Annotated in this window: 23 protein-coding genes and 1 pseudogene; 21 read left to right on the forward strand and 3 right to left on the reverse strand. The window is 55.5% G+C overall.

The genetic code is table 11. The features are described 5' to 3' along the window. From AC07V9_RS04890 to AC07V9_RS04990, 21 genes and pseudogenes are all read left to right on the forward strand, one after another. Positions 1 to 680: DNA methyltransferase (locus tag AC07V9_RS04890; protein WP_495014583.1), on the forward strand; the 680-nt coding region annotated here is incomplete at its 5' end. Positions 681 to 689: 9 nt separating this feature from the next. After that, positions 690 to 1,364 carry a hypothetical protein gene (locus AC07V9_RS04895; RefSeq protein ID WP_495014584.1) on the forward strand — a complete coding sequence of 225 codons (675 nt, stop codon included), beginning with the start codon at positions 690 to 692 and terminating at the stop codon, positions 1,362 to 1,364. 80 nt (positions 1,365 to 1,444) lie between these two features. Beyond that, positions 1,445 to 2,707 carry a VWA domain-containing protein gene (locus AC07V9_RS04900; protein ID WP_495014585.1) on the forward strand — a complete coding sequence of 421 codons (1,263 nt, stop codon included), beginning with the start codon at positions 1,445 to 1,447 and terminating at the stop codon, positions 2,705 to 2,707. A 153-nt stretch (positions 2,708 to 2,860) separates the two neighbouring features. Next, positions 2,861 to 4,093: a hypothetical protein gene (locus AC07V9_RS04905; RefSeq protein WP_495014586.1), complete on the forward strand. Its 1,233-nt coding sequence runs from the start codon at positions 2,861 to 2,863 to the stop codon at positions 4,091 to 4,093. A 314-nt stretch (positions 4,094 to 4,407) separates the two neighbouring features. After that, positions 4,408 to 5,406: an ATP-grasp domain-containing protein gene (locus AC07V9_RS04910; RefSeq protein WP_495014587.1), complete on the forward strand. Its 999-nt coding sequence runs from the start codon at positions 4,408 to 4,410 to the stop codon at positions 5,404 to 5,406. A gap of 81 nt (positions 5,407 to 5,487) precedes the next feature. After that, on the forward strand, positions 5,488 to 6,627 hold the full coding sequence (locus tag AC07V9_RS04915; protein WP_495014588.1) for a trypsin-like peptidase domain-containing protein: 1,140 nt from the start codon (positions 5,488 to 5,490) through the stop codon (positions 6,625 to 6,627). Positions 6,628 to 6,697: 70 nt separating this feature from the next. After that, on the forward strand, positions 6,698 to 7,834 hold the full coding sequence (locus AC07V9_RS04920) for a phosphoribosyltransferase domain-containing protein (protein WP_495014589.1): 1,137 nt from the start codon (positions 6,698 to 6,700) through the stop codon (positions 7,832 to 7,834). Then, a complete protein-coding gene (locus tag AC07V9_RS04925; RefSeq protein WP_495014590.1) occupies positions 7,824 to 8,585 on the forward strand; it encodes an HAD family hydrolase in 762 nt (253 codons plus the stop codon). The genes AC07V9_RS04920 and AC07V9_RS04925 overlap by 11 nt, the downstream gene beginning before the upstream one ends. Further along, the gene (locus tag AC07V9_RS04930) at positions 8,578 to 9,669 is read left to right on the forward strand and encodes a cysteine protease StiP domain-containing protein (protein WP_495014591.1); all 1,092 of its coding nucleotides are present in this window, start codon (positions 8,578 to 8,580) and stop codon (positions 9,667 to 9,669) included. Before AC07V9_RS04925 ends, AC07V9_RS04930 begins: the two co-directional genes overlap by 8 nt. Further along, positions 9,669 to 10,616 carry an HpcH/HpaI aldolase/citrate lyase family protein gene (locus AC07V9_RS04935; RefSeq protein ID WP_495014592.1) on the forward strand — a complete coding sequence of 316 codons (948 nt, stop codon included), beginning with the start codon at positions 9,669 to 9,671 and terminating at the stop codon, positions 10,614 to 10,616. The genes AC07V9_RS04930 and AC07V9_RS04935 overlap by 1 nt, the downstream gene beginning before the upstream one ends. Continuing rightward, the gene (locus AC07V9_RS04940) at positions 10,613 to 11,344 is read left to right on the forward strand and encodes an HAD family hydrolase (RefSeq protein WP_495014593.1); all 732 of its coding nucleotides are present in this window, start codon (positions 10,613 to 10,615) and stop codon (positions 11,342 to 11,344) included. Before AC07V9_RS04935 ends, AC07V9_RS04940 begins: the two co-directional genes overlap by 4 nt. Positions 11,345 to 11,370: 26 nt before the next feature. Beyond that, complete coding sequence (locus AC07V9_RS04945; RefSeq protein ID WP_495014594.1) at positions 11,371 to 11,958, forward strand: TerD family protein; 588 nt, start codon at positions 11,371 to 11,373, stop codon at positions 11,956 to 11,958. Continuing rightward, positions 11,955 to 13,124: a TerD family protein gene (locus AC07V9_RS04950; RefSeq protein WP_495014595.1), complete on the forward strand. Its 1,170-nt coding sequence runs from the start codon at positions 11,955 to 11,957 to the stop codon at positions 13,122 to 13,124. Before AC07V9_RS04945 ends, AC07V9_RS04950 begins: the two co-directional genes overlap by 4 nt. A 46-nt stretch (positions 13,125 to 13,170) precedes the next feature. Further along, a complete protein-coding gene (locus tag AC07V9_RS04955; RefSeq protein WP_495014596.1) occupies positions 13,171 to 13,620 on the forward strand; it encodes a tellurite resistance TerB family protein in 450 nt (149 codons plus the stop codon). Between the two features lie 11 nt (positions 13,621 to 13,631). After that, positions 13,632 to 14,666 carry a TerC/Alx family metal homeostasis membrane protein gene (locus AC07V9_RS04960; protein ID WP_495014597.1) on the forward strand — a complete coding sequence of 345 codons (1,035 nt, stop codon included), beginning with the start codon at positions 13,632 to 13,634 and terminating at the stop codon, positions 14,664 to 14,666. A gap of 30 nt (positions 14,667 to 14,696) precedes the next feature. Then, entirely contained in the window at positions 14,697 to 15,275 is a 579-nt protein-coding gene (locus tag AC07V9_RS04965; RefSeq protein WP_495014598.1) for a TerD family protein, read from the forward strand. Positions 15,276 to 15,335: 60 nt separating this feature from the next. Further along, the gene (locus AC07V9_RS04970) at positions 15,336 to 15,914 is read left to right on the forward strand and encodes a TerD family protein (protein WP_495014599.1); all 579 of its coding nucleotides are present in this window, start codon (positions 15,336 to 15,338) and stop codon (positions 15,912 to 15,914) included. A 128-nt stretch (positions 15,915 to 16,042) separates the two neighbouring features. After that, entirely contained in the window at positions 16,043 to 17,050 is a 1,008-nt protein-coding gene (locus AC07V9_RS04975) for a hypothetical protein (RefSeq protein WP_495014600.1), read from the forward strand. Between the two features lie 103 nt (positions 17,051 to 17,153). After that, positions 17,154 to 17,366 (forward strand): annotated as a pseudogene (locus tag AC07V9_RS04980) (lysozyme inhibitor LprI family protein); the annotation flags it as partial. A 288-nt stretch (positions 17,367 to 17,654) separates the two neighbouring features. Beyond that, entirely contained in the window at positions 17,655 to 18,116 is a 462-nt protein-coding gene (locus AC07V9_RS04985) for a hypothetical protein (protein ID WP_495015111.1), read from the forward strand. Between the two features lie 58 nt (positions 18,117 to 18,174). Next, positions 18,175 to 19,362, forward strand: coding sequence for a DUF4236 domain-containing protein (locus tag AC07V9_RS04990; RefSeq protein WP_495014601.1), 1,188 nt, complete (start codon positions 18,175 to 18,177; stop codon positions 19,360 to 19,362). A 48-nt stretch (positions 19,363 to 19,410) separates the two neighbouring features. Here the strand turns inward: AC07V9_RS04990 and AC07V9_RS04995 are convergent, their stop codons facing one another. The 3 genes from AC07V9_RS04995 to AC07V9_RS05005 all read right to left on the reverse strand — a co-directional run bounded on the left by AC07V9_RS04995 (position 19,411) and on the right by AC07V9_RS05005 (position 22,596). Then, positions 19,411 to 20,694: a VWA domain-containing protein gene (locus AC07V9_RS04995; protein WP_495014602.1), complete on the reverse strand. Its 1,284-nt coding sequence runs from the start codon at positions 20,692 to 20,694 to the stop codon at positions 19,411 to 19,413. A gap of 117 nt (positions 20,695 to 20,811) precedes the next feature. Then, positions 20,812 to 21,354: a DUF1523 family protein gene (locus AC07V9_RS05000; protein ID WP_495014603.1), complete on the reverse strand. Its 543-nt coding sequence runs from the start codon at positions 21,352 to 21,354 to the stop codon at positions 20,812 to 20,814. A gap of 99 nt (positions 21,355 to 21,453) precedes the next feature. After that, a complete protein-coding gene (locus tag AC07V9_RS05005; protein ID WP_495014604.1) occupies positions 21,454 to 22,596 on the reverse strand; it encodes an AIM24 family protein in 1,143 nt (380 codons plus the stop codon). Between the last annotated feature and the right edge of the window lie 72 nt (positions 22,597 to 22,668).

Below are 22,668 nucleotides of genomic sequence, written 5' to 3' on the forward strand. Positions count from 1 at the left end.
GCCCTGCGCGCTCAACCTATATCGAACGGCTGGTGATCGCTTTGGAGGATGCGGGGCTGTCCTTGATCGAACGCTTGGTGTGGGCCAGCAATAAAGCACCCGGACCTGTTCAGTGGGCAAGCAAGACACGACAGCAGCTCAACGTCGGATATGAGCCGATTATCATTATGTGCAAAGATCCTTTGAAATTCAAGGGAGACAACAGGCGAGTTCTTGAACCGCACACGGATCGGCACCTAAAGCTGGTTGCTGCTGGCGGCGAAAAGCGAGCCACTTGTTATGCGGACGGAGCGTACCGCCTGCGTGTAGGAAGCTTCGGAAACCATACAGAAGGGCGTATCCCCAAAAACGTGCTCTCTCGCGGACTTCGCTGTGCGTACGGAAACCAATATCGAAAGGCTGCAGAAGGGTTGGGTTTGCCAATCCATGGAGCGGGCCAGCCATGGAGCGTGGCTGAGTTCCTAATACGCTGGCTCACGGATGAGGGAGATGTAGTTGCAGATCCATTCGCTGGCAGAAACATGACTAGTTTAGCCGCGGAAATGCTGGGTCGCATGTGGATCAGTGGCGAGCGCGCACTTCAGTATGTTAGAGGTGGAGCTGAGCTGTTCCGCGATCGGCCAGGCTTTCATTTGAACCCACAGCTTGAACACGCATTTGCTGGCGCTGGCCAGTTTTAAAGGATTTTTGTGACTGCACTCAACATCAGGTTTTTCCCGGACTATTTCCGCGCTTACAGCTGGGCCAACGTGAATCATGAGGCTCGTGGCTACCCGGGGGACACATTCCCTACATTCCCCTGGATCAAATCCCTTGAAGATCGCGGCGCATGGATTGCCCAGCAGCCTGTTGTCAAATCTGCTCCGGCCGACTACGTACGGGAGATCCTGTCTTGGGGCGCGGGAAAGAATGACCCCCGAATGCGATTCGAGGCTGGCCTTGGTAATGTCTCGTTGCTGGCGCTTGTCCAGCCGGTCATCCTGAATATTGACGATCCCCTCAAAGCAATCACAGCGGCTCTTCAGTTGCCCGGCTGTGGTCTCACCTACGCATCGAAGCTGTTGCGGTTTCTGAATCCCACCCTGCATGCGAGTCTGGATTCCCGGATTCGCGAGGCGTTGCTCAAAGCCGACTTGCTGCCGAAAATCCACGACAGCAACGAGTCGTCGATGGCGAAGGGGTATGTCCGGTTCCAGCAACTCTGCAACGAGCTTATCCAGCAACTCGAAAGTGCAGGAATTGCTCGCCCAGAATGTAGCCTACCCGCGGCTTCGTCGAGTACTGGGTGGCGAATAGCTGATGTCGAAATGGCGTTGTTCGTTTGGGCAGATCGCACGCTTCTGGCACGCGGCAATGGTGCTTAAGATCGTTGAAATGATGCTGCGTCAGTGACTGACATCATTCTTAAGATCCAGCGCCCATTGCCTATACAAAGGTTTGAACGATGAAAATGATCCATGGCCAGCAACTTCCACTGTCGAGCGTCGGTATCACTGATCGCCTGGAATTCTCGCTTTACCTTCGGGGACCATTTCAAATCGATTATGCGTGCTTTGGCGTGGACAAAAAACAGAAACTCACGGACGACCGATTTGTAGTTTTCTATAACCAGCCCAGCTCGCCGGCGGGTGCTATTTGGACGCTCAGCCACGATCCCTCCACCTTCACGATTAACCTTACCGCTTTGCCCTCGAGCATTGATCGACTCGTATTCACTGCTTCGATCGACGGCGAAGGGTCAATGAAGGATATCGGCCCCTCATCAATTGAGTTGACGACTTGTGGCGAGGTTGTAGCCACGTGCGAAATTTCGGGGAGCATGTTCGGCAAGGAAGCTTCAGTTATCGTTGCGGAAATCTATCGTCAAAAGGGGAAGTGGTGGGTCAGCAACACTCTGAAGGGGCATCCAGGCGGGCTTGCGTCATTGGTTGAGATGTTTGGCGGAGGCGTTGAAAACGAGCCGGCCTCGACCCCTGCTCCGAGCAGATTCTCGACATCCCTTGAGGACCGGGTCTCTGCTGTGGCCCCTAGCCTCAAAAGTCATTGCAAGAAGGCGCAAGTCAGCCTCGAGAAGAAAGGCCTGACTGAAGTGGAGGCACGAGTTCTGCTTGTTCTCGATGCATCGACGTCCATGCGACAACTTTACGAGAACGGACGAGTGCAAGAGGTGTTGACGCGTGTTCTGCCTTTAGCAGCCGCCTTTGACGATGAAGCCCGCGTTGAGGTTTTTGCTTTCAACGTGAAGGCTACTCGACTCTCGGAAGCCTGCCTGCGCACATACCGAGACTTCATCAATCTTGAGGCTGGCGGCTGGCCAGAGTGGGACGTCGGTGACGGTACGATCGATCACTCTAATGTGGTCAATGCGGTCATGGATTACGTTGGCAGTAGCAAAGATAAAACGCCGACTTTCGTCTTGTGTCTTACTGCTGGCGGTGTAAGCGAGAGCTCGGACCTACCAAAGCTCATGAAACGGGCTTCATCCTTGCCTGCCTTTTGGCAGTTCATCGGGCTTGCTGGCAATAGCTACGGTGGCTTGGAAAAGCTGCCTGATATCACTGGGCAAGCTGTTAAGAACTGTGATTTCTTTGACGTTGACGACCTCGATGAATTGCGAGGTAAAGCATTCTATGACCGGATCATGGACAAATTCCCAAGATGGCTGGAAGAGGCCGAGGCAAAAGGCATAATTGAGCTCGAGGACTGACCAAGCAGCGGTTAGTGTCGCGCATCAATCATCCAGGCGCGCTGGTTTCCCTGCAGGTGTGCTCGGTCATTCCACATCGTTCATTGCGATAGCGGTTAGGGGCGCATTCGACCCCTGACGCCGCCACCTCTCAGTCTCGGCCCGAGTATCTAGATGTCTTTCTTTTCCAATCTGTACTCCTACAAACAATCCCTTCAACGGGGCGCATTCGAGGATTTCCTGACGGAACTCCTAGCTGAGTGGCTCCGGTTAGCGGACGTTAGCGGCTACAGCGAGCGAGTGCTGGTACGGATCTTCAAGCTATCACCTGACCAGCTACCTTCTGGCCCCATCACCTGGTCGACACAGCATGTGATCCCAAGGGGATACGGAAAAGCCTCCAGACGCAAACCTGATCTTGCAGGCTCAGCACCTGGTTTTTTGTTTTTGATTGAGAACAAAGTAAGTGCAGGATTCACCTCACATGTCGATGATCTGGCTGGGGAGGAGACTCCACAGCTTGACCTCTACCAGAGCTATCTCGATCTTAGAGCTGAGAATGGAATCAAGGAAACCGGAGGGCTTTGCCTCCTTACCTTCGCTACACCTGCGCCTAAAGGTTGGGCCGGCCGGGTTTCATACTGGAGCGAGTTCGGCAGGGCTTTACGGTCTGACCTGCACCAGCGATGCATTGACCCCAATTCAGCATTCGGGTACCTCACCCGGGAATTAATCGCTTTTCTGCAGGAACAAGGTATGGGAAGTATCGAGCTGCACGAGGGTGATATGGTCGCAATGCCGGCTGTTCGTCGGCTTGAGAAAGCCTTTGGACAGTTAGCTGGACTGGCTGTCCGGGAGGCTGCAGGCGTTCTCAGCCTGAACAGGCTCGAGGTGCCTTTAGAGCCCTGTGGAAATACAATTGGTGATCGCGGCGACTTTCGTGCCCCTTGGTTCTATGGCGAAGTCCTGACGAAGGATGGTGCGCCATTCAATTCTTCTGCCTTTGTGGCCTGGGCAGGCGTGATGACGGCGGATGTCGATTGGATCTCGCCGTTGAACGATGACATTCCTGAAGTCACTGTCGGGCTCGCGATATGGTGTGATCGGGCTTCGTTTGACGGGCCTGACGATCTCCATCTGGAGGCATTTGAATTCGAGGTGAAGAAATTGTGCCCGGGCGAATGGAGTTGGCAACGCTTAGGCCGTACGGAGAACGGACCGGTAATGATTTTCTCGATTCGGATGCCGTTCAATGAAGTCTGGAGTGAGGCTCAGCTGATCAGCTGGGACGAATGGTCATCGCAATTCTTCAGATCACATCTGACAGCGCTGCTAACAGCCTTGAATTCTCCTTTCCAGAGTCGAACCTTCGGCGCGGTCCTCGAAGAGTGGATACACCGCTCCTAGATTCTCAGATGAAAGCCGGCCTCCGAATTTGGAGGCTGTGTTCTGGCGTGACTCCCCCATTCGCCTGTGATTATCTAAACAGCAGGAGCACAAGTAGCCCCTCGCGATCTTAAAGTCCGCTTGGTCTACCGGTTTTGTCATACAAAGCAACACTTTAACCGGTGTTACTGTCCGTTTGACTTACTGCAACCGCACCTGCCCCAGCCTCATAATGACCGCTCCTTGAACCTCAACGTTGCGCCGTTACTATGCGGGTGCGGGGATGGGCAATGCGTCCGTTGTTCGTTGGCTCACTCAATTTTCAAGGAACATCCATGATCTGGTTTTTAGAAGGGCAGGCTTCGCAGCGCGACATCATCCTGGGAGCCATCGAAGCTCTCCCTTCGTCTGTTCAAGTGTTGGCATCCCATCGTCGGGACCGACCTGAGATCACAGGTGTTGCGCACCTAAGCTTTGTTGAGCCCGAGGATCGCAGTGAGCGAATCGAGTGGGTCATCCGCACCGCGCTTGAACACTCAGTCAAAGTTGTGCTCGCCGGGCGTGTGGGCGGAGCCTATGAAGCACATCGGGCTGAGTTCGAGGCGGCAGGGCTTACACTGGTTACCGGCGGCGTGAGTACTCGAACTTTTGACCTCGTGGACGACAAGGCTCGATTCACGGCAGAAGCGGAGCGTGTTGGGCTTCCTTGCATTCCAGCAATCACTGTGAAGACGGCGGCTGAGTTGCGCGCAGCCTATGACGCTTTCAGCCCGAGCGGAGAAGTGTGCATTAAGCCGGTGGTTGGCATTTACGGGCAGGGCTTTTGGCGCTTCAAGGAAGGTGTTGATCCTTTCAGATGCTTTGCAAACCCAGATGCCCGCCAGGTTGAATTCGAAACCTATCATCGGATTTTTGGTGCTACCCCAGCGCGCGAACCAATGCTGATCATGCCGTATCTGCCGGGAAGTGAGTGTTCTGTAGACATGGTATGCGAGGGCGGCAAAGTCGTGGCCTTCGTAGGTCGGCGAAAGTCTGATGTCCACCAAACCTTTGAGCGTTTCTCCCCTGCAACCGACTTGGCGATCGCCGCGGCCGAGCATTTTGGCTGCGACGGCATCGTCAACGTTCAAACCCGTGACGATGCGGGCGGTAATCCGCACCTGCTGGAAATCAATCCTCGCTACTCAGGTGGGATCGGGTACACCCGCGAGACGGGTATCAATCTGCCAGGCATTTTTGCGACTCGCCGCCTCGGCTTGCCTGAGCCTTCCCAGAAATGGATCAGCGGTGTTCGCGTGAAAGCGATATCGGTTGCCGTTCCAGTGCCTTACTGATATTAAAATGCCTGTTAATTTTTTGGTACATTGTGTACCCAATTCTCTACATCTAGAATCGGCCAACTCAGGGAGCGAGACATGCTGACGCCAGGCGCGAACATTGCACTTAGTGCGCCTTCAATTTCTTGGACGTTGGAAAGCTCGCTCACTACTGCCTTTGGTTCGACGGCGGCTGTGGCTTTGATCCCTGTAGACGATAAGCGCAACTCGAAGGGCGAAGCAGCTCTGTTTCAAGTTGAGCAGTCTAAATGGATGTACTGGAGTGGAGATCCTTCCTCCATAGGCAGTACCGTCCATTTGGATCGATTGCCCATAGGTAGCGACCGGGTCCTTCTGGTCGTTTATCGCTACTCGAACCTCGGCCCCATCGGGGAGCTCAAAGCTCTCAAGTTGACTATCGATCAGCGCACCACATACGAACTGGATGTCAGCAAGTATGGCGACTCGGCCCTGGTGCTCGGCGAATTCTACGCGCGAAATGGTCAGTGGAAGTTTCGTGCGCTGGCCGAAGGATCCGCCTATGGGCTTTCAGCATTTGGCCGGAACATAGGGCTGGCCATCGACGAGTCGCACCCTGATCATCCTGCGACCGGCAGTGATAGTTCTCGCTCAGGTGGCTCCCCCTCTGGCGCTACGGGTACTGGTTTCGCCGTTTCCGAAACATCCATCATCACCTGTGCACATGTGATTGAGGGCATGTCCCAGATCGAGATCAACTCGTTCAACGGCCGTTACCGGGCAGAACCGGTCATGGTCGACGTGCGGAATGACATTGCACTGCTGAGGGTGCAGGGCGTGCAGTTGACGCCAGTCCGTTTTGCTCCAACGCCTCTCTGTTCTCTCGGTGATCCGGTTACAGCAGTCGGTTTCCCAATGTCAGGATTTGCTGGCGGCGGAGCTCATGTCACTCAAGGGGGCGTGTCAGCACTGTTTGGGCTGCGCAATGACGCCAGCCTCATGCAATTCACAGCTGCAATCCAGCCTGGCTCATCCGGTAGCCCATTGTTCGATTCACACGGAAGTGTTGTAGGCATGGTCACGTCGACAGTGCCCGATGCGCAAAATATGAACTTCGCAGTGAAGTCGAATTTGCTCGTTGCCTTCATGGACGCCTGCCACATCTCCATTTCACGTAATGAAGCGCATACCACTCTTACCGCAGCCGACATAGCAAGGGGCGTTCAGCCGTCGCTATGGAAAATCGAAGCTCGCAGCTAAGCCAAACCGACTCATTGAAAAATTCAGGGTGGGCGTTAGGTTCTTTTCTAACGTCCACAGGAACCTAGACATGGAACATATTGTAGTGAATCAAGAGTCGACCAAGCTCAGCGCATCTTTGATGCGAGGAGTGCTTGAAGTCGACGTGCATCTTTCTTCTGTATCACCAGAATCACTTTTCGGTTTTGCCGAACGCCGCAATCCAAAGCGCGCCTTTCTTTTCGTCTCCCGGGTCTTGGGCAAGCATATCCCTGTTAAGCCGTCGGTTATGGAGTTCACATACGAAAGCTTGGCGGCGAAGATTCCAGCCGACCTTCCCGGTCCGGTGCTGGTTATCGGCATGGCAGAGACCGCCGTTGGTTTGGGTGCAGGCGTTCACCGCTCCTATGCCAAGACTCGATCGGACACGATGTACCTCGTGAGCACTCGCCACCCAGTTGGAGACGAGATCTTCGCAAACTTTGTAGAAGAACACAGTCACGCGGCCTCCCACATTATTCACGTTCCGCGCGACCCAGAACTTCAGACGCTGATGCGAGCCGCTCGATCCCTGGTTCTGGTTGATGATGAAGCCTCCACCGGTAAAACTTTCGTTAACCTCCATCGAGCCTTGGCTGATGCCGGCCTGCGCAATCTGGAACGCGTCGTCACATGCGTACTGACGGACTGGTCAGCCGGAGCTGTTTGCTCGAATTTCGGTGGCGCTGCAGATCAGATTTCCCTGCTCAGCGGCGCGTACAAGTTCACTGAGGACCCAGAGGCACTGCTTCCAGAAATGCCCGATACAGGCGTTGTAGCGGTGGGCGACTGGCCAATCAACCCAGCCAATGACTGGGGGCGTTTGGGTGTGCGTGAGGTCGCTGATACCTTGGGGCGAGACATCCAGGTGAAGCCCGGCGAAAAAATCATCGTATTAGGCACCGGTGAGTTCGTTTGGAAGCCATTTCTGCTTGCAGAACGACTGGAGCGTGCGGGCGCAAACGTTCACTTCAGCTCCACCACTCGCTCCCCAATCGCGTTGGGACACTCAATCGAGCACGCCCTCAGCTTCTCTGACAACTATGGCCTTGGCATCGTCAATTTCCTCTACAACGTGGCACCAGGGCAGTTCGATCGTGTGCTGATCTGCAGCGAAACGGATGCGCAGGCCGTGCCTCAATCTTTGATTGATGCACTGGGCGCTGAGGTGATCGTCGATGGCATTTAATCGACCTCTCGTATTGATCGACCTCGACGACACCCTCTTCCAGACTGCACGCAAAATGCCTGAGGAGGATCAACTGCGCTATCCGGCGTCGTACGACGTCAACGGTGGCGTGAGCGGCTATCAAACACAGGTCCAGAAGGACTTTCTTGAGTGGCTGCTGCAAGTTGCTGACGTCGTGCCTGTCACTGCTCGCAGCGCCGAAGCTTTCGGCCGTGTGCGCCTCAACTTCACCGCAGGTGCAATCTGTTCCCATGGTGGCTTGATTTTGAATCCTGATCGCAGCGTCAATGAAGACTGGCACGCATTGATGAGCGACAAGCTGGCCAGCTATCACGACCGGCTTCCTATGCTGTGTGAAGCAGCGCTGGACCTGGGCTCTCAAAACGGCATCTCTCTGCGCGGCTGGGTCGTTGAGGAAGCGAACCAACGTCACTATGTGGTCGTGAAGCACAACACGGGCTCAGATGAGCACCTGACATTCGTGCTTGAACAGCTGCGCAGCGCAGGCCTCTTGGATGGGCTGCACACGCACACGAACGGAAACAACCTCGCCCTCCTGCCGGTTGGTCTTTCCAAACGGGCTGCCGTCGAGCACTACCTCACCATCGATCACGGCGAAAATGCTGTGCGCCCTGTTTTGGGTTTTGGGGACAGCATCACCGATCTGGGTTTCATGAACCTTTGCCACTTCTGGTCGACGCCTGCAAAGAGTCAGCTCGCCGCATTGGTGGAGGAGGCGATCAATGTTTAATCCAGCCCTGGCATCGCTAACAGTCGGCAGCGGCAGCTATCTGCACGACGACGTCCATTTTCTTTTGAGACCGGTCCAGATCGGTCTCACGGACGTTCTCGAAAAGGAACGACTGATCCAGACCAATCAAAAGCACTATTCCGAAATGATCAGCCAGGAGAGCGCACCTTCCAGCACCCACATGGCGCTGTATGAGCGCGCCATGGGCCAGAATGCTGTGCGCATGGCAGAGGACGTCCAAGCGTTGGCGTTGGCGCTTGAGGAGCGTTACTTGGGCCCTACGATCGCGCTGGTGTCGTTCGTTCGAGCAGGGTTGCCCCTTGGCGTGCTTCTACGCCGCGCACTGCTGGGGCTGGGCCGGGATGTCCATCACTACGGCATCAGCATTGTTCGTGATCGTGGAATCGACATGGTCGCCCTCGAGAGCATCATCGCTGAGCATGGTGCCGAGAATATCGTTTTCGTAGACGGTTGGACCGGCAAGGGCGCGATTTCTGGGGAGATCAAGCGTTGCCTCGCGGGAGACAACCGTTTTCCCGCTGAACCGCGACTGGTAGTGCTCGCTGACCCGTGCGGTCGTGCCTGGCTGGCGGCGTCGGCAGATGACTGGATCATCCCATCGGGCATCCTTGGTGCAACTGTCTCTGGACTGGTTTCTCGCTCTATCTGGCCGGCAGAGGGTGGGTTGCACGGATGTGTGGTGTACGACCACCTGCAGGAGCATGACGTCACCCGACAGTTTATTGATCGGATCGAGGCAGCTCGCACTTCTGTCGAGGTAAGCCCCGCGGCGCCCTGGACACCAGAGGAAGCGCTGGCACTTCAAGCGAGTGCTCTGGGTGTTGTCGATAGCCTCGCCGCTCGCTTCGGTGTAACGAACATGAATCGTGTGAAGCCAGGCATCGCTGAAGCTACACGCGCTGTGCTGAGGCGTGTCCCTGATCAGGTGCTAGTGCGTGACCGCGCTGACGCGGATGTTCAGTTGCTTATGCATTTAACCGACAGGGCAGGTATCGAAGTGCAGGAAGCGGGTGATGCCTTGGGGCCTTACCGTGCTGTCACGATCATCCGGAGTGTGAACTGATGACCCGCACATCTCCATACGCTCTCGGCGCTACGCTCTACATGCCCGCGACACGCCCGGACATCCTTGATGTGATTCGTGGAGCAAAACTGCCCGGCCTGCGTTCGGTGGTGGTGTGCTTAGAGGACGCCGTGGCGGCTGTTGACGTCGATGCGGCTCTACACCATCTGCGGGGGGTGTTGAGGGCTGTCGATGTTGACGGAGAGGTCAGAGGCTCTGGACCACTCGTTTTCGTGCGTCCCCGCGATTCGGAAATGGCCGCAATGCTGAATGACTGGTCTGAAACCAGTGCAATCGACGGATTTGTCCTCCCCAAATTCACTTTGGCGTCAATGCGTCAGTGGGTGGATGCGGTAACAAATCCTGAGTTTCTGCTGATGCCTACACTAGAAACCGCTGACGTTTACAGCCCTCAGGCGATGGTCGACCTGGGTGCGGCCATGCGGGCGGAGTTCGGTGATCGCATTCTGGCGCTTCGAATCGGCGGCAATGACTTGATGGGATGCCTGGGGTTGCGCCGCAATCCGTCAGCGACGCTTTACAAGACACCTATGGGCTATGTGATTCCAATGCTAGCCGGCGTGCTTGGTGCTCAGGGGTTTGCTTTGACTGCTCCAGTGTTTGAGCAGCTTGCAACCCCCGAGTTGCTCGCCGAGGAGCTGGATCTGGATATCTCTCATGGGTTGGTAGGCAAGACAGCCATCCACCCTTCCCAGATCGCCCAAATTCACGACGCCTTTCGAGTCTCTATCGAGGATCTCAACTGCGCAAAGTTAATCGTCAATGATTCGGCGCCGGCGGTGTTCAAGCACGATGATGCAATGGTTGAACCAGCAACCCATCACAACTGGGCTGTGAAGATCATCGAGCGCGCTCAATGGCACGGCGTCAAACCAGCCGACGTCCGACTGGCAGAGCCTGTGCGCCTCGCGGAGGTAGCGGGATGACCCAGGAGATGCTTGAGGCCGGACCCGCTTCGGGTCAGGTGCTCTCTGTCTTTGACTTCGACGGCACGCTCACTCGCCGGGACAGTTTTGTTCCCTTCCTGAGGTTTGCATTCGGGACGCGGACATTCACTCTTCGGATGATTCGCATGCTCCCGGACGCGGTTCGTTACCTCGGTAGGGGCATGACCCGGGACGAGTTGAAGGCGGTACTGATCGCCAAATTCCTTAAAGGTGTCCAGGTCGACTGGGTCGAGCAACGGGCGAGTGAATTTCGGAAGGCCTACTGGAGCCGGCTCATGCGCCCAGCCGGTTTACAATCGGTCGCGGCAGAGGTCGCCAGCGGTGCACAGGTGACGATTTGTTCCGCTTCTCCACGATTGGTTTTAACACCCTTCGCAGAGGAGTTGGGGATCAAGCTCATTTCAACAGAGCTTGAGGTTATCGACGGAAAGCTGACAGGCAAGATCAGCGGTAGTAACTGCCGATGCGAAGCCAAGGTACTTCGACTCGAATCCGTATATGGCCCGCTCGAAAAATTCAGGCTGCGTGCCTGGGGTGATACGCGTGGGGATCATGAGCTGTTGGCCGCAGCGCAAGAGCCTCACTGGCGTCACTTTCACCCGCGCTGGCAGCGCGGCCGGATGAAGATAGAAAAGATTGAAGCTCGCGTTCGTCAGGGCGAGGGTCACAAGAATTCAGTAACTGGCACTGCTGCCGACAAGCAGTAGACCAACGATCAACAAGGAGCGTAACGATGGCACTTACCCTTTCAAAGAACCAATCCATCAGTCTTGAGAAAACCGCAGGTGCGGGTCTGACCAAGATTTCCCTGGGCCTGGGTTGGGACCCGATGAAGACTGGCCTGATGGGAAAGCTTTTCGGTAAAAGCGGGGATATCGACTTGGACGCGTCCTGCATCCTGTTCGACGCCAATCTCAAACCAATGGATCTGGTCTGGTTCCGTCAGTTGAAATCCAAGGATGGCTCGATCCGGCATTCTGGTGACAACCGTACTGGCGAGGGTGATGGCGACGACGAAACCATTTTTGTCGACCTCGCTACTCTGCCGGCAGCGGTCACCCACCTGGTATTTACAGTCAACAGCTTCACCGGCGAGAACTTCGAGCGCATCGAGAATGCCTACTGCCGCATTGTTGATTCTGGAAAGAACAACGAATTGGCGCGTTTCAACCTTTCCGAACAGGGCGCACACACTGGCGTGGTCATGGCGAGCTTGACCCGCGGCGCTAGCGGCTGGGACTTCAAGGCCATCGGTAAAACCACTCGCGGCCGCACTGCTGATGACTTGGTCAGCTTGGCAGTCGAGGCGGTGCGAGCATGACGAGCCTGGTCCCGGGCGGTAATGCGCCGGTCGCCACCGGCTCTATCACTGTTGAAATCGTCTATTCGCCAATCCCCGGCGCTGATATCGACGTCTCTGCTTTTGCCCTTGCTGAATCCGGCAAGGTTCGCAGTGACAACGACATGTGCTTCTACGGTCAGCCGAATGTGCTGGGCGGGGCGGTACAGATGGCGGATGCATCGAACGGTCGTGCAGTCTTCAATGTGGACTTGAGCCGCCTTGAAGCGGCCGTCGATAAGGTTGCGCTGACTGCAACCATCCACGAGAACAAGGCCAGCTTCGACCGAGTGGCCAGCTTGAAGGTGACCGTCAGTGGCGGCGTTGAAGCTCAGATCCCGACGTCGGGCATGAAAGAAACTGCTTTGATCTTGGGTGAGTTTTACCGCCGGCAGGGTCAATGGAAGTTCCGCTGCGTAGCTCAAGGCTTTGCTGGTGGTCTTGCTCCATTGGCGACTCACTTCGGTGTGGATATTGCCGACGCACCTGCTCCGTCACCCGCGGCAGCTCCAACACCACCGCCAGCACCACCTGCGCCAGCAAAATCGTCGATAAGTCTGAGTAAGGTAACGCTCGACAAATCTCGCTCCTCGATCAGCTTGGAGAAGACTGCTGCGGGCTTCGGTGAGATCCGCGTGAATCTGAACTGGAACCGCGGCAAAAGCGGCGGCTTCTTTGGCAAGTCGAAAGCGATCGACCTCGACTTGGGCTGCTTGTACGAGCTGCAGGACGGCGAAAAGAGCGTTATCCAGGCACTTGGTAATCAGTTCGGCGACCTGGACTACGAACCTTTCATCAAGCTCATGGGCGATGACCGCACTGGTGCTGTTGCCGGCGGCGAGTGGCTGCACATCAACGGCAAAAAATGGAGCGAGATCAAACGCATCCTGATCTTCGCCTTCATCTATGAGGGCGCTCCTGATTGGAAGGCCACTGATGGTGTGGTCACCATCTTCGTGCCCGGCCAGCCAGAGATCGAAGTGCGCTTGAACGAGGAGGGCGGTCGTCTCGGATGCTGCGCTATCGCTCTTCTTGAAAATGACAAGGGTGCCGTTAAGGTCACTCGCAGGGTTGATTTCCATAGCAATCAAGAGCCAATGGACAAAGCCTACGGTTGGGGCATGCGCTGGCGCGCCGGCTCCAAATAATCTGATTCACGCGGGGCACATTGCCCCGCCTTGAGAGGTACAGGACATGCTGGAATGGCTCAAAACCAACGCTGAGAAGGCCCGCGCGGCGCTCACCACCGAAGTGACAAAATTCAAGAACCGAAACTTCATGGAGGCCACAGCGGCCGCCTGCGCGATGATTGCTGCTGCTGACGGCGAGGTATCTTCGGCTGAAAAGCTGAAAATGTCTGGTTTCATCAAAAACTCGCCAGAATTGAAGGTATTCAATCTGACTGACGTGATCGCCGCTTTCAATGATTCGGTCGGGAAGTTCGAGTTTGACTACCAGATTGGCCAGGCTGAAGCGCTGAAAACTATCAACAAGATCAAGGGCAACGACGGGGCTTCTCGCTTGCTGGTCCGTGTGGCCTGCGCTATCGGCGCATCCGACGGCAACTTTGATGACAAAGAGAAAGCGGCCTGCCGCCAGATCTGTCTCGAGCTGGGTCTCAACCCTGCTGATTTCGAACTCTAAGGTACCGCATCGTGGAAGTTACCCATCTCGGATTCCCCCCGCTGACCATGGCCGTATTTGTTGGCCTGGCCATTGGCGCAATGTTGCTCGACATGCTCACCCATCGTGGCGACAAACCTGTATCGCTTGCAAAAGCGTCGGCGTGGTCCATTTTCTGGATCGCGATATCCCTCGGTTTCGCTGGATTCCTATATGTCCAACATGGCCCACAAGTGGCCAGCCTGTTCGTCACTGGTTATGCGCTGGAGAAGGTGCTCAGCGTCGACAACCTCTTCGTCTTCATGGCTATCTTTGCCTGGTTCAAAGTGCCTGATGGCTTGCGTCACCGAGTTCTCTACTGGGGGATCATCGGCGCGATCGTTTTCCGTGGCATCTTCGTGGCCATCGGTACCGGCCTGCTCGCATTCGGCCCGTGGGTCGAGGTCGTTTTCGCAGTGATCGTCGCCTGGACGGCAATCATGATGCTCAAGGGCGGTGGCGATGATGAGGAAGAGGAAGACTATTCGACCCACATGGCATATCGCTTCGCCAAGAAGCTGTTTCCTGTATGGCCGAAGCTGTACAAGAACCAGTTCTTCGTGAGCCGAAAAGTGCTTGAAGGTGAGCTGCGTAAACCTGAAAACCAAGGTATGACTCTGGCGGCGAAAGGTGCGATTTTCGCTACACCGCTGTTCCTGTGTCTGGTCGTGGCTGAGATTTCTGACGTACTGTTCGCCTTCGACTCCGTACCGGCTGTCATCGCCGTAAGCCGCGAGCCTCTGATCGTCTATTCGGCAATGCTGTTTGCGATCCTGGGCCTGCGGACCATGTACTTTGTGCTGGAAGCGTTGAAGCGTTATCTGGTACACCTTGAAAAGGCAGTCATCGCGTTGCTGTTCTTCATTGCTGTGAAGCTCGGCCTGAACGCTACTGATCACATGTTCCACCACGGCTACAGCATTGATGCCAACACCAGTCTGATCATCGTCATGGTGGTCCTGGTCATCGGTATTGTGGCCAGTCTGATCTTCCCCGCAAAGGAAGAGCCGGCTGCAGAATCCAACTGAATATTACTAAACGAAACAAGGAGTTAAGTAATGGCATTGTCGCTCTCGAAAGGCGGAAATCTGTCTCTGACCAAGACGGATCCATCGCTGTCCAAACTCATCGTTGGCCTGGGCTGGGACCCACGAGTTACCGATGGAACTGAGTTCGACCTGGACGCCAGTGCGTTCCTGCTGAGCAGCACTGGTAAGGTTCGTGGCGAATCCGACTTCATCTTCTACAACCAGCTGAAAAGTCTGGACGGTTCGATCGAGCATACCGGCGACAACCGTACTGGCGCTGGCGACGGCGATGACGAAGTGCTCAAGGTTGACCTGAGCCGCGTTCCTGCTGATGTCGACAAAGTCGCGTTCACCGTGACCATTCACGACGCTGAACTGCGTAAGCAGAACTTCGGCCAAGTTGGCGGCGCTTTCATCCGCATCGTCAACGAAGTTACCGGTGCCGAGGTCGTTCGCTATGACCTCGCTGAAGATGCTTCCACCGAAACCGCGATGATCTTCGCAGAGCTGTATCGCAACGGTGCCGAGTGGAAATTCCGCGCCATCGGTCAAGGCTACGCCGGTGGCTTGAAAGCCGTTGCCAATGGCTACGGTCTGAACTTCGCTTAAAAACTATGCTGCTGTCGTTAATGAAGCAGTAGTGCTAACTAATTGATATGGAAGGTAATTATGGCGGTCTCATTGAGCAAGGGCGGGAACGTAAGCCTGTCAAAAGAAGCACCTGGTCTGACAGAGATTGTTGTTGGTCTGGGCTGGGATGCACGCAAAACCGATGGTGTCGAATTCGACCTTGACGCTTCGGTCTTCGTGACTGGCGAAAACGACAAGGTCTTGAACGACTCCAGCTTCATCTTCTACAACAACAAGCTGTCCGCTGACGGTTCGATCGAACACCTGGGCGACAACCGTTCTGGCGCGGGCGACGGCGACGACGAGCAGGTTAACGTCAAACTGACCGGTTTGGCCGCTGACGTGAAGAAGCTGGTTTTTGCGGTAACCATCCACGACGCTGAAGCTCGTAAGCAAAGCTTCGGTCAAGTCAGCAACGCCTACATCCGCGTTGTGAACAAAGCTGACGGCAAAGAGATCGCACGCTTCGACCTGAGCGAAGACGCTTCGGTTGAAACCGCGATGATCTTCGGTGAGCTTTACCGTCACGGCGCCGAGTTCAAGTTCAAGGCCATCGGCCAGGGCTACGCCGGCGGCTTGAAGCCACTGGCTGAAGCTCACGGCGTCAGCATCGGCTGATCAGCCGATTCCAGAGAAGCCCTTGCCTTAGGCAGGGGCTTTTTTATGTCTCCCTAAATGCGTTCATCTTTTGTTTTGACCCTCGGCCGGATTTGCACACAGGGCATTGGTCATTTTGGAGTAGTTCGATGTTCCGAAATTTTCTTATTGCGGGTTTGACCGGCGCACTCCTTGCTGGGTGTGGCCAGGCAGTAAACGACGCACGGCTGACAATGGCGCGGCAGGAGCTGCGCGAACAATGCTTTGGCAATGACACCTACAGCTGCCGCAACAAAACGATCGATTTCAACATCATGGTGATCAAGCTGACTCCATTCAAGAATGACGCTGACAAGGCTCAGGTCATCCAGATGTTCGGCAAGAAAGGATGGGATGTTTACGAGAAGGTTGTTGACGACTTCGTGGAGCAGGGTGAGGAAATTTTCGATTCCGCACGGCCAAATATCTTTGCTCGATGGTTTATGGGTGACAGCCAACCTGTCTCCCGAAAAGGCTACGTCATGGAGTACAGCCCCCAGGACATGGTGGGTGCTGGTGAAGAAATTCAGCGCCGGTTCTTAATAGCGGCGAAGAAGGAAGGCCTGAAGCTCACCGACGAAGGTCAACGGGCTTTGAGTGCTGCGCATCCTCAAACAGGGACCGCAGCCACTCAAGCTCCTGCGCCGGCTTCCACTCAAACCATTGCTCCGGATCAAGTACCGCCATTGCCCGGAGGTCCAGCCACCCCTCAAATAGAACCAGAGCTGTCTAAGGCCATCGCAAACTACACTGCTGCCCTCGACAAGGATGGTGGGGCTGAAAACTCAGATTTCAGGAAAGTTGTTCGACTCGATTTGAACAATGACGGTGTTCCTGACGCTGCCGTGCTTTACGTCATTGAAGGTGAGGGAGGTGCACAAGCCGGTTACACGTACATTGCCGGATTCTTCAACGAAAACGGAAAGTGGCGCGCTGCCCGCGAACGCACTCAGATTGGTGGAGCGATTGAATCAATGGCCTTCTTGAAGCCAGGCATCGTTTCCGTCGACACCCTGACTGTAGGGCCAGATGATCCGGACTGCTGCCCTTCAGTGAGCGAGCATTACCAGTATGTCTGGAACGGCGAAAAATTCGTGGAATTGCCAGCCAAGATCTGAGCATAAACAGATCGGCAAGGCTAAATTTGAGCCCCGGATACGGGGTTTTTAGGGAAGACAGGGGAGTAAGGGATAGATGCAATACTGCAGCGCTCTCGCCAGAATGATCTTGGCGGGGTTATCACTCATCGCTGTCGACGCTGGCGCCACTAGCTTCGATTGCGCGAAGGCATCTACATATTCTGAAGTCCAGATATGCAGCAGCCAATCTATGCAGGTGCAGGACGAACAGCTCAACTCTCTATACGTTCAAGCACTCGCCATAGCATCTGACAAGACTGCATTGAGAGCCGAGCAGAGGGCTTGGATCAAACAGCGTGATCAATGCTCGACGCCAGAGTGCATTTCTCAAGCAATAGAATCCCGTAGTAGAGCACTCTCGGATGCTCGAGCGCCTCAGCCCGCGCCACAACCGAAGGTTGCACCGTCCAACGTGCATCCAACTCGGAAGGCGCCCCCTAAGGTTGCTGCACCGGGATTGGACGCAGGCGCTGGGGATGAACAGCGCCTTGGTCAACCGCGCACGCAGGTCGAGAATCCAAAGGGGTCTGGTAGAGCGGCTGAAGAAATCGATACCAGAACGCTCAAGATCGGATCGTTCGTAATGGCGGTTTTACTGCTTATCTGTATCTGGCTGCACAGCCGTGGCTCGATGGTGATCTACAGCTGCTACACCGACGCGCTCTGGACTACCTTGACTCCGTTCCTCTCAATTGGCTCCTACTTCATCGCAAAATCCTGGCTGGAGCTTTCAACAGATGTCTCAGTCATCACTGCGGCTGTCGTCGCGGGTTTAATGTCACTGCAGATCATCGTCCAAACCTTCCGGAGCAATGGTTTCTCGCTGTTCTTCCTCCTGGCGCTGTACGCAAAGATCATCCTGTTCTCCATTTACTTCGTGTCCATGGCGGCATTGATCCTCGGAGGAGGGCGTACAGCCTCAGATCGTCGCCGACGCCGTAACTGGGCATTGGCTGGGAGTGTGTTGTTCGCAGTGCTCACTGGATGGATGTGTCGGAATCGCCAGTTCTCACACATCGACGACTACATCGCCGGCAGAACCTGAAGGATCTGTTTCCAATGTCAGGCTTTTGCCTGGCCATCAAGGTATGGGTGCAACGACCATGGGATTTCGTTTCAGTAAACGTATTACGATCATCCCTGGTGTTCGGCTGAACATTAGTGGATCGGGCGTGAGCACTTCGATCGGGCCGCGCGGCTTAAGCATGACGATGGGCCGTAACGGTACCTACCTCAATGCCGGGCTGCCTGGTACTGGGCTTTCTTACCGACATAGGCTCGACGGGGCTCGACAAGGGCGTCCAACCCCCGCGTTCGACCCCGATGACTACAGCGGATCAATCAGGATCAAAGTCGATGACGATGGTGCTCTCCTAATCACTGACGAAGATGGCAACGACCTTCCTCCAGCGCTGGTACGACGGGCGAAGACAGAGCAAGCGGAGGCTATACAGGAGTTGCTTGAGAAAGCAGCTGAAAAGGTCAATCAGGAGCTCGACGCGTGCCTGGGGGTTTACTTGGCCACCCCGGGGCCAGGCGCAACGCCAAAGCTTCCACCATCTTTCGTTGAGGATCCGCCAGTCATGCCTACGGCACCCACGAGCGGGATGATGGATCGTCTGTTCAGGGCCGGAAAGATTGAATCTGATCGTCTCAGGCTGGAAGCGCAGTATCAGCAGGATCTGGCAGAGTGGACGGCCGCCCGAGACGCGCAAGAAAACGTGATCAATGAAACCCGAAAGGCGTTCAGGCTGGCTGCCCAGGGTTTTAGTGCCCAGATGGAGAAAGCCCTTGATTACGTGCTCAGCGGCATCGCTTGGCCCAAGGAGACAATCGTTAACTATGAGTTCTCGCACGACGTGACTGGCGTCGCCCTCGACGTCGACCTACCAGACGAGGACGACATTCCTCGGCGGACAGCGGAAGCTAAAGGCAATGGTAAGCTGAGTTTCAAAAATAGAAGCGATGCCCAGGTACGCCGCGACTTTGTGGGGCTCAGCTACGGGTCATTGTTCAGAGTGGTGGGCGAGGTGTTCGCATTGCTGCCGGCGATCGACAAATGCTTGGTATCTGGTTATCTGCAGCGGCCGAATCCAGCGACTGGACGGGTGGACGAGCCGTATATCCTGTCGGTGCTTGTTTCGAGGGCGGAATGGGAGACGCTGGACTTTTCGAGGTTGGAAGACATCGATCCAGCCGCGACTCTCAACAGCTTCGGTGCGGTCGTAAGCCTCGACAGGTCTTCACGGTTCCGCGAGATCGAACCGTATGGCATTGCGGCGCTGGGATGATTTGGTGAGGTTCCCGCGGCTAACGTGCCGCGGGAATGAGATCTGCTGTCAGGCAATGATTGCCTTAGCCTTGGCTTCCTTCAACCAGCCCGGAAATTCATCCATCAATTGGTCGTACAGCTCTTCTTCTGTGAGGTCGTGCAAGTCATCGACCGCGAAGAAATTGCAGTTGTCGACTACGCGGCCGGGCATGTCATCGAGCTTTTCAAGGATTCCATAGCTCGAGCCGCCCAAACCGACGAACTGCCAGAAGAACGGCAAACTGGCAGCCTCAGTCATCAGCTTCGTGATTGCGCGATTCTCGTGCACCCCACCATCACTGAGGAACATGATGTATACCGGCGTCTTGTCACCTTGGCGACTGTAGTAATCCATCACCATCCGCATGGCTTTAGGTTCATCGTTGATACGAGAGCCGACGTCCCATTTCTTCCAGCCGCCGTGATCTGTATTCACGTAGTCGCTGTAGTTGGAGAGTGTTGCTGGTGAGAGCTGCACTGGCTTGGCCCCGAAGCCGAAAACATCAAGCTCTCCGTCGAGGTCGAATGCAACGGCGAGCGGGATCAGGCGATTCAGAACTTCTTGGACTCGACCTTTGCTGTACTGACCGTTCATGGAGCCCGAAACGTCGAGAACGACTGCGACCTTTGCCTTGAGCTGGGTCAAGTTTTTCTTTTCGAGCGTGATCTGGGCCTTTTTGGCCAGGCTGATCAGCGCCGGCGCCGCGGCCGCGACTTTCTTCTCAAGCGAGAATGTGGCTACGACAGGCGCAGGTGCTGGTGGCGGAGTCGGGATGGGTGGAGGAGGACTCGCATGTGCTTCTTCAGCGACTTCACCGCCAAAATGACGTACCAGAGCATCAAGGCCTTGGTTAAAGCCTTGCAGGTTGGACTGCAAGCGCCACGCTCCGTCTTTGCGGTAGATATCGGTAACCATGATGCCCTTCTCAGCGCTGAAGGTATCACCGGAGAACTCACAGGTGGCCGCAGGCACTTCACCCGGCGCACTCAAGTCAAAGCTGCTTGCGCCTATGTCTTTCATTACGCCAGCGCCGTCAATAGACGCGGTAAACACCAACCGGTCGATCGTAGCAGGTAGCGCAGCCAGGTTGATCGAGAACGCTCCCTTTCCCTTCAGCACGACAGCGTCCTGAGGAGCGTTCGGCTGATTAAAGAAGACCATATAGCGATCGTCCGAGAGCTTCTGATTAGCGTCCAGGCCAAAGCAAACGTAATCGATGACGTGAGATGTCTGCAGGGCGATATCGAGACTGAAGCGATCGGTCAGTCCGATGTTGGCCAGAGGAATGCGTTGGCCTTGAGTGATCTTCATGGGCATCCTTGAAGTGTGCATGTTTTTGGTGAGCTGCGCGGGGGAATTCCTTCACAGCAGGGCGCTAGTCAGGATAACGGCGTTCGAGGCATTTTCTATACCTCGCCTCACTGGAAATTACCTCGGTACCATGCCGCGTGTGCGACGACCAACCAATCGCCTCATGAACACGCCGGCCAACACTACAACGATGGCCAGAGCGGCAAAGAAGATGGTGTTGAATAGCGGGAAGGGCTCGAGTCGATTGTCAGTGGCTTTGATATCCGTGACGTTTGGGAACATCGAGAAGATCTGAAAGCGCCATCCGTAGTAGCGGATCACAGCCAGCTGCTGGGCATCACGTGAGTAGCCCTGAGCCTTGGCCTGAATGTCCGCGGAGTCGAATTTGAAGTACCAGGGGAAGCTCCACCCAGTGTCCTCATTTCGATAGACCGCTACGTCTTTTGAGTCCGGGTTTTCAGTGTTGATGAAATACACATCCCGGGTTGGGCCGTCAGCCGGATTCTCGGCATTGATGACTCCATCTGCATCCATCCTTTTGACTTCAACACCAGTCACCAGCACCACCTCGTGCCTGGGCAAAAAGTAGTAGAAGGCAAGCGCGGCACTGCACACCACAAACAGACAGAGCAGGCCAACAGAGCGTTTTACCCAGCGCATCAAGTGATCACCGTAAAGGAAAACCCTCACTATGTCTGAGATAACCCCGCGCTGCCTGCGACAGTTGTTGCAAGCTGCTACAGCGCGGGAGCTACCTGCTTAGTTTCGGCCGCCGATAATGTCGCCCAGCCCGCCAAGGATCGAACCCTCACCTTGGCGTTCACCTCCGCCCTGAGGGGCTGAAGCCAGCATTCTTCCCGCAAGCCGCGAGAATGGCAGGCTCTGAAGCCAGACAGTCCCTGGCCCTGTCACTGTCGCGAAGAACACACCTTCACCCCCGAACAGCATACTTTTCAGCCCGCCGGCACGGCGGATATCAAAGTCAACGCTCGAAGTCATTGCCGCAAGGCAACCAGTATCTACATCGAGGCGCTCGCCAGGTTTAAGGTCGATTTTTCGGATCGATCCGCCCATGTGAACGAAAGCGATACCTGTGCCCTCAAGTTTCTGGAGGATAAAACCTTCTCCGCCGAACAGACCGGTAAGAATTTTGCGCTGGAGATGAATCCCGATCGTGACACCCTTGGAACCCGCAAGGAAGCTGTCTTTTTGGCAAATGAGCTTTCCACCATAGTCAGCGAGGCTCAGCGGCAGGATAGTGCCCGGGAAGGGCGCTGCGAAGGCCACCACGCCTTTTCCAGGTTCTTGTTGGGTGAAGACGGTGGTGAACAGGCTTTCCCCTGTCAGGAGGCGTTTACCGGCCCCAAAGAGTTTCCCCATGACGCCCGAACTGGTCTCGCTACCGTCACCAAAGATGGTGTCCATTTCAACAGAGCACGACTTGAACATCATCGCCCCTGCCTCAGCCACAGCGCTTTCACCTTGGTCAAGTTCAACCTCCACAAACTGGGTTTCATTCCCGTAGATGCGGTAGTCGATGCCGTCGGTGCGCTGATTAGAACCGAAGCCAGATGATGAATGCCCCACGGGTGATTGAGTGCGATCCTGGGAAACTGGAGAGGTCGCTGGCGCGGGTGCATTTGCTGAAGGTGTAGGGGCACCTGATTGGGCAGGTAGTGCATGAGGTTTAGGAAACCGCATATTTTCGGGAGGAAGAGGCAGCGGGGTGACCTTGTCCTTCTTCATGGGCCGAATGATGGAATTGTCAAACACCTGCTGCCAATCGCTCATGCCCGGCTGCCAGCACCAAGCGCCCGGGTTCTCCCGTGCCGCTAGCTTGGCTTGTTCATCATCGAGCGGACCCAATACTGTGCCGCCAGCGGCGATGGTCCAGTTACCCATGCAAAAGTGCCCCTTAATGAAATATCAGTGCGTAACAGGCCCGCACTGTTAGCCTGCGGGCTCAGTTTAACG

It is taken from the genome of Pseudomonas sp. GW821-FHT02A11, from assembly GCF_059421985.1.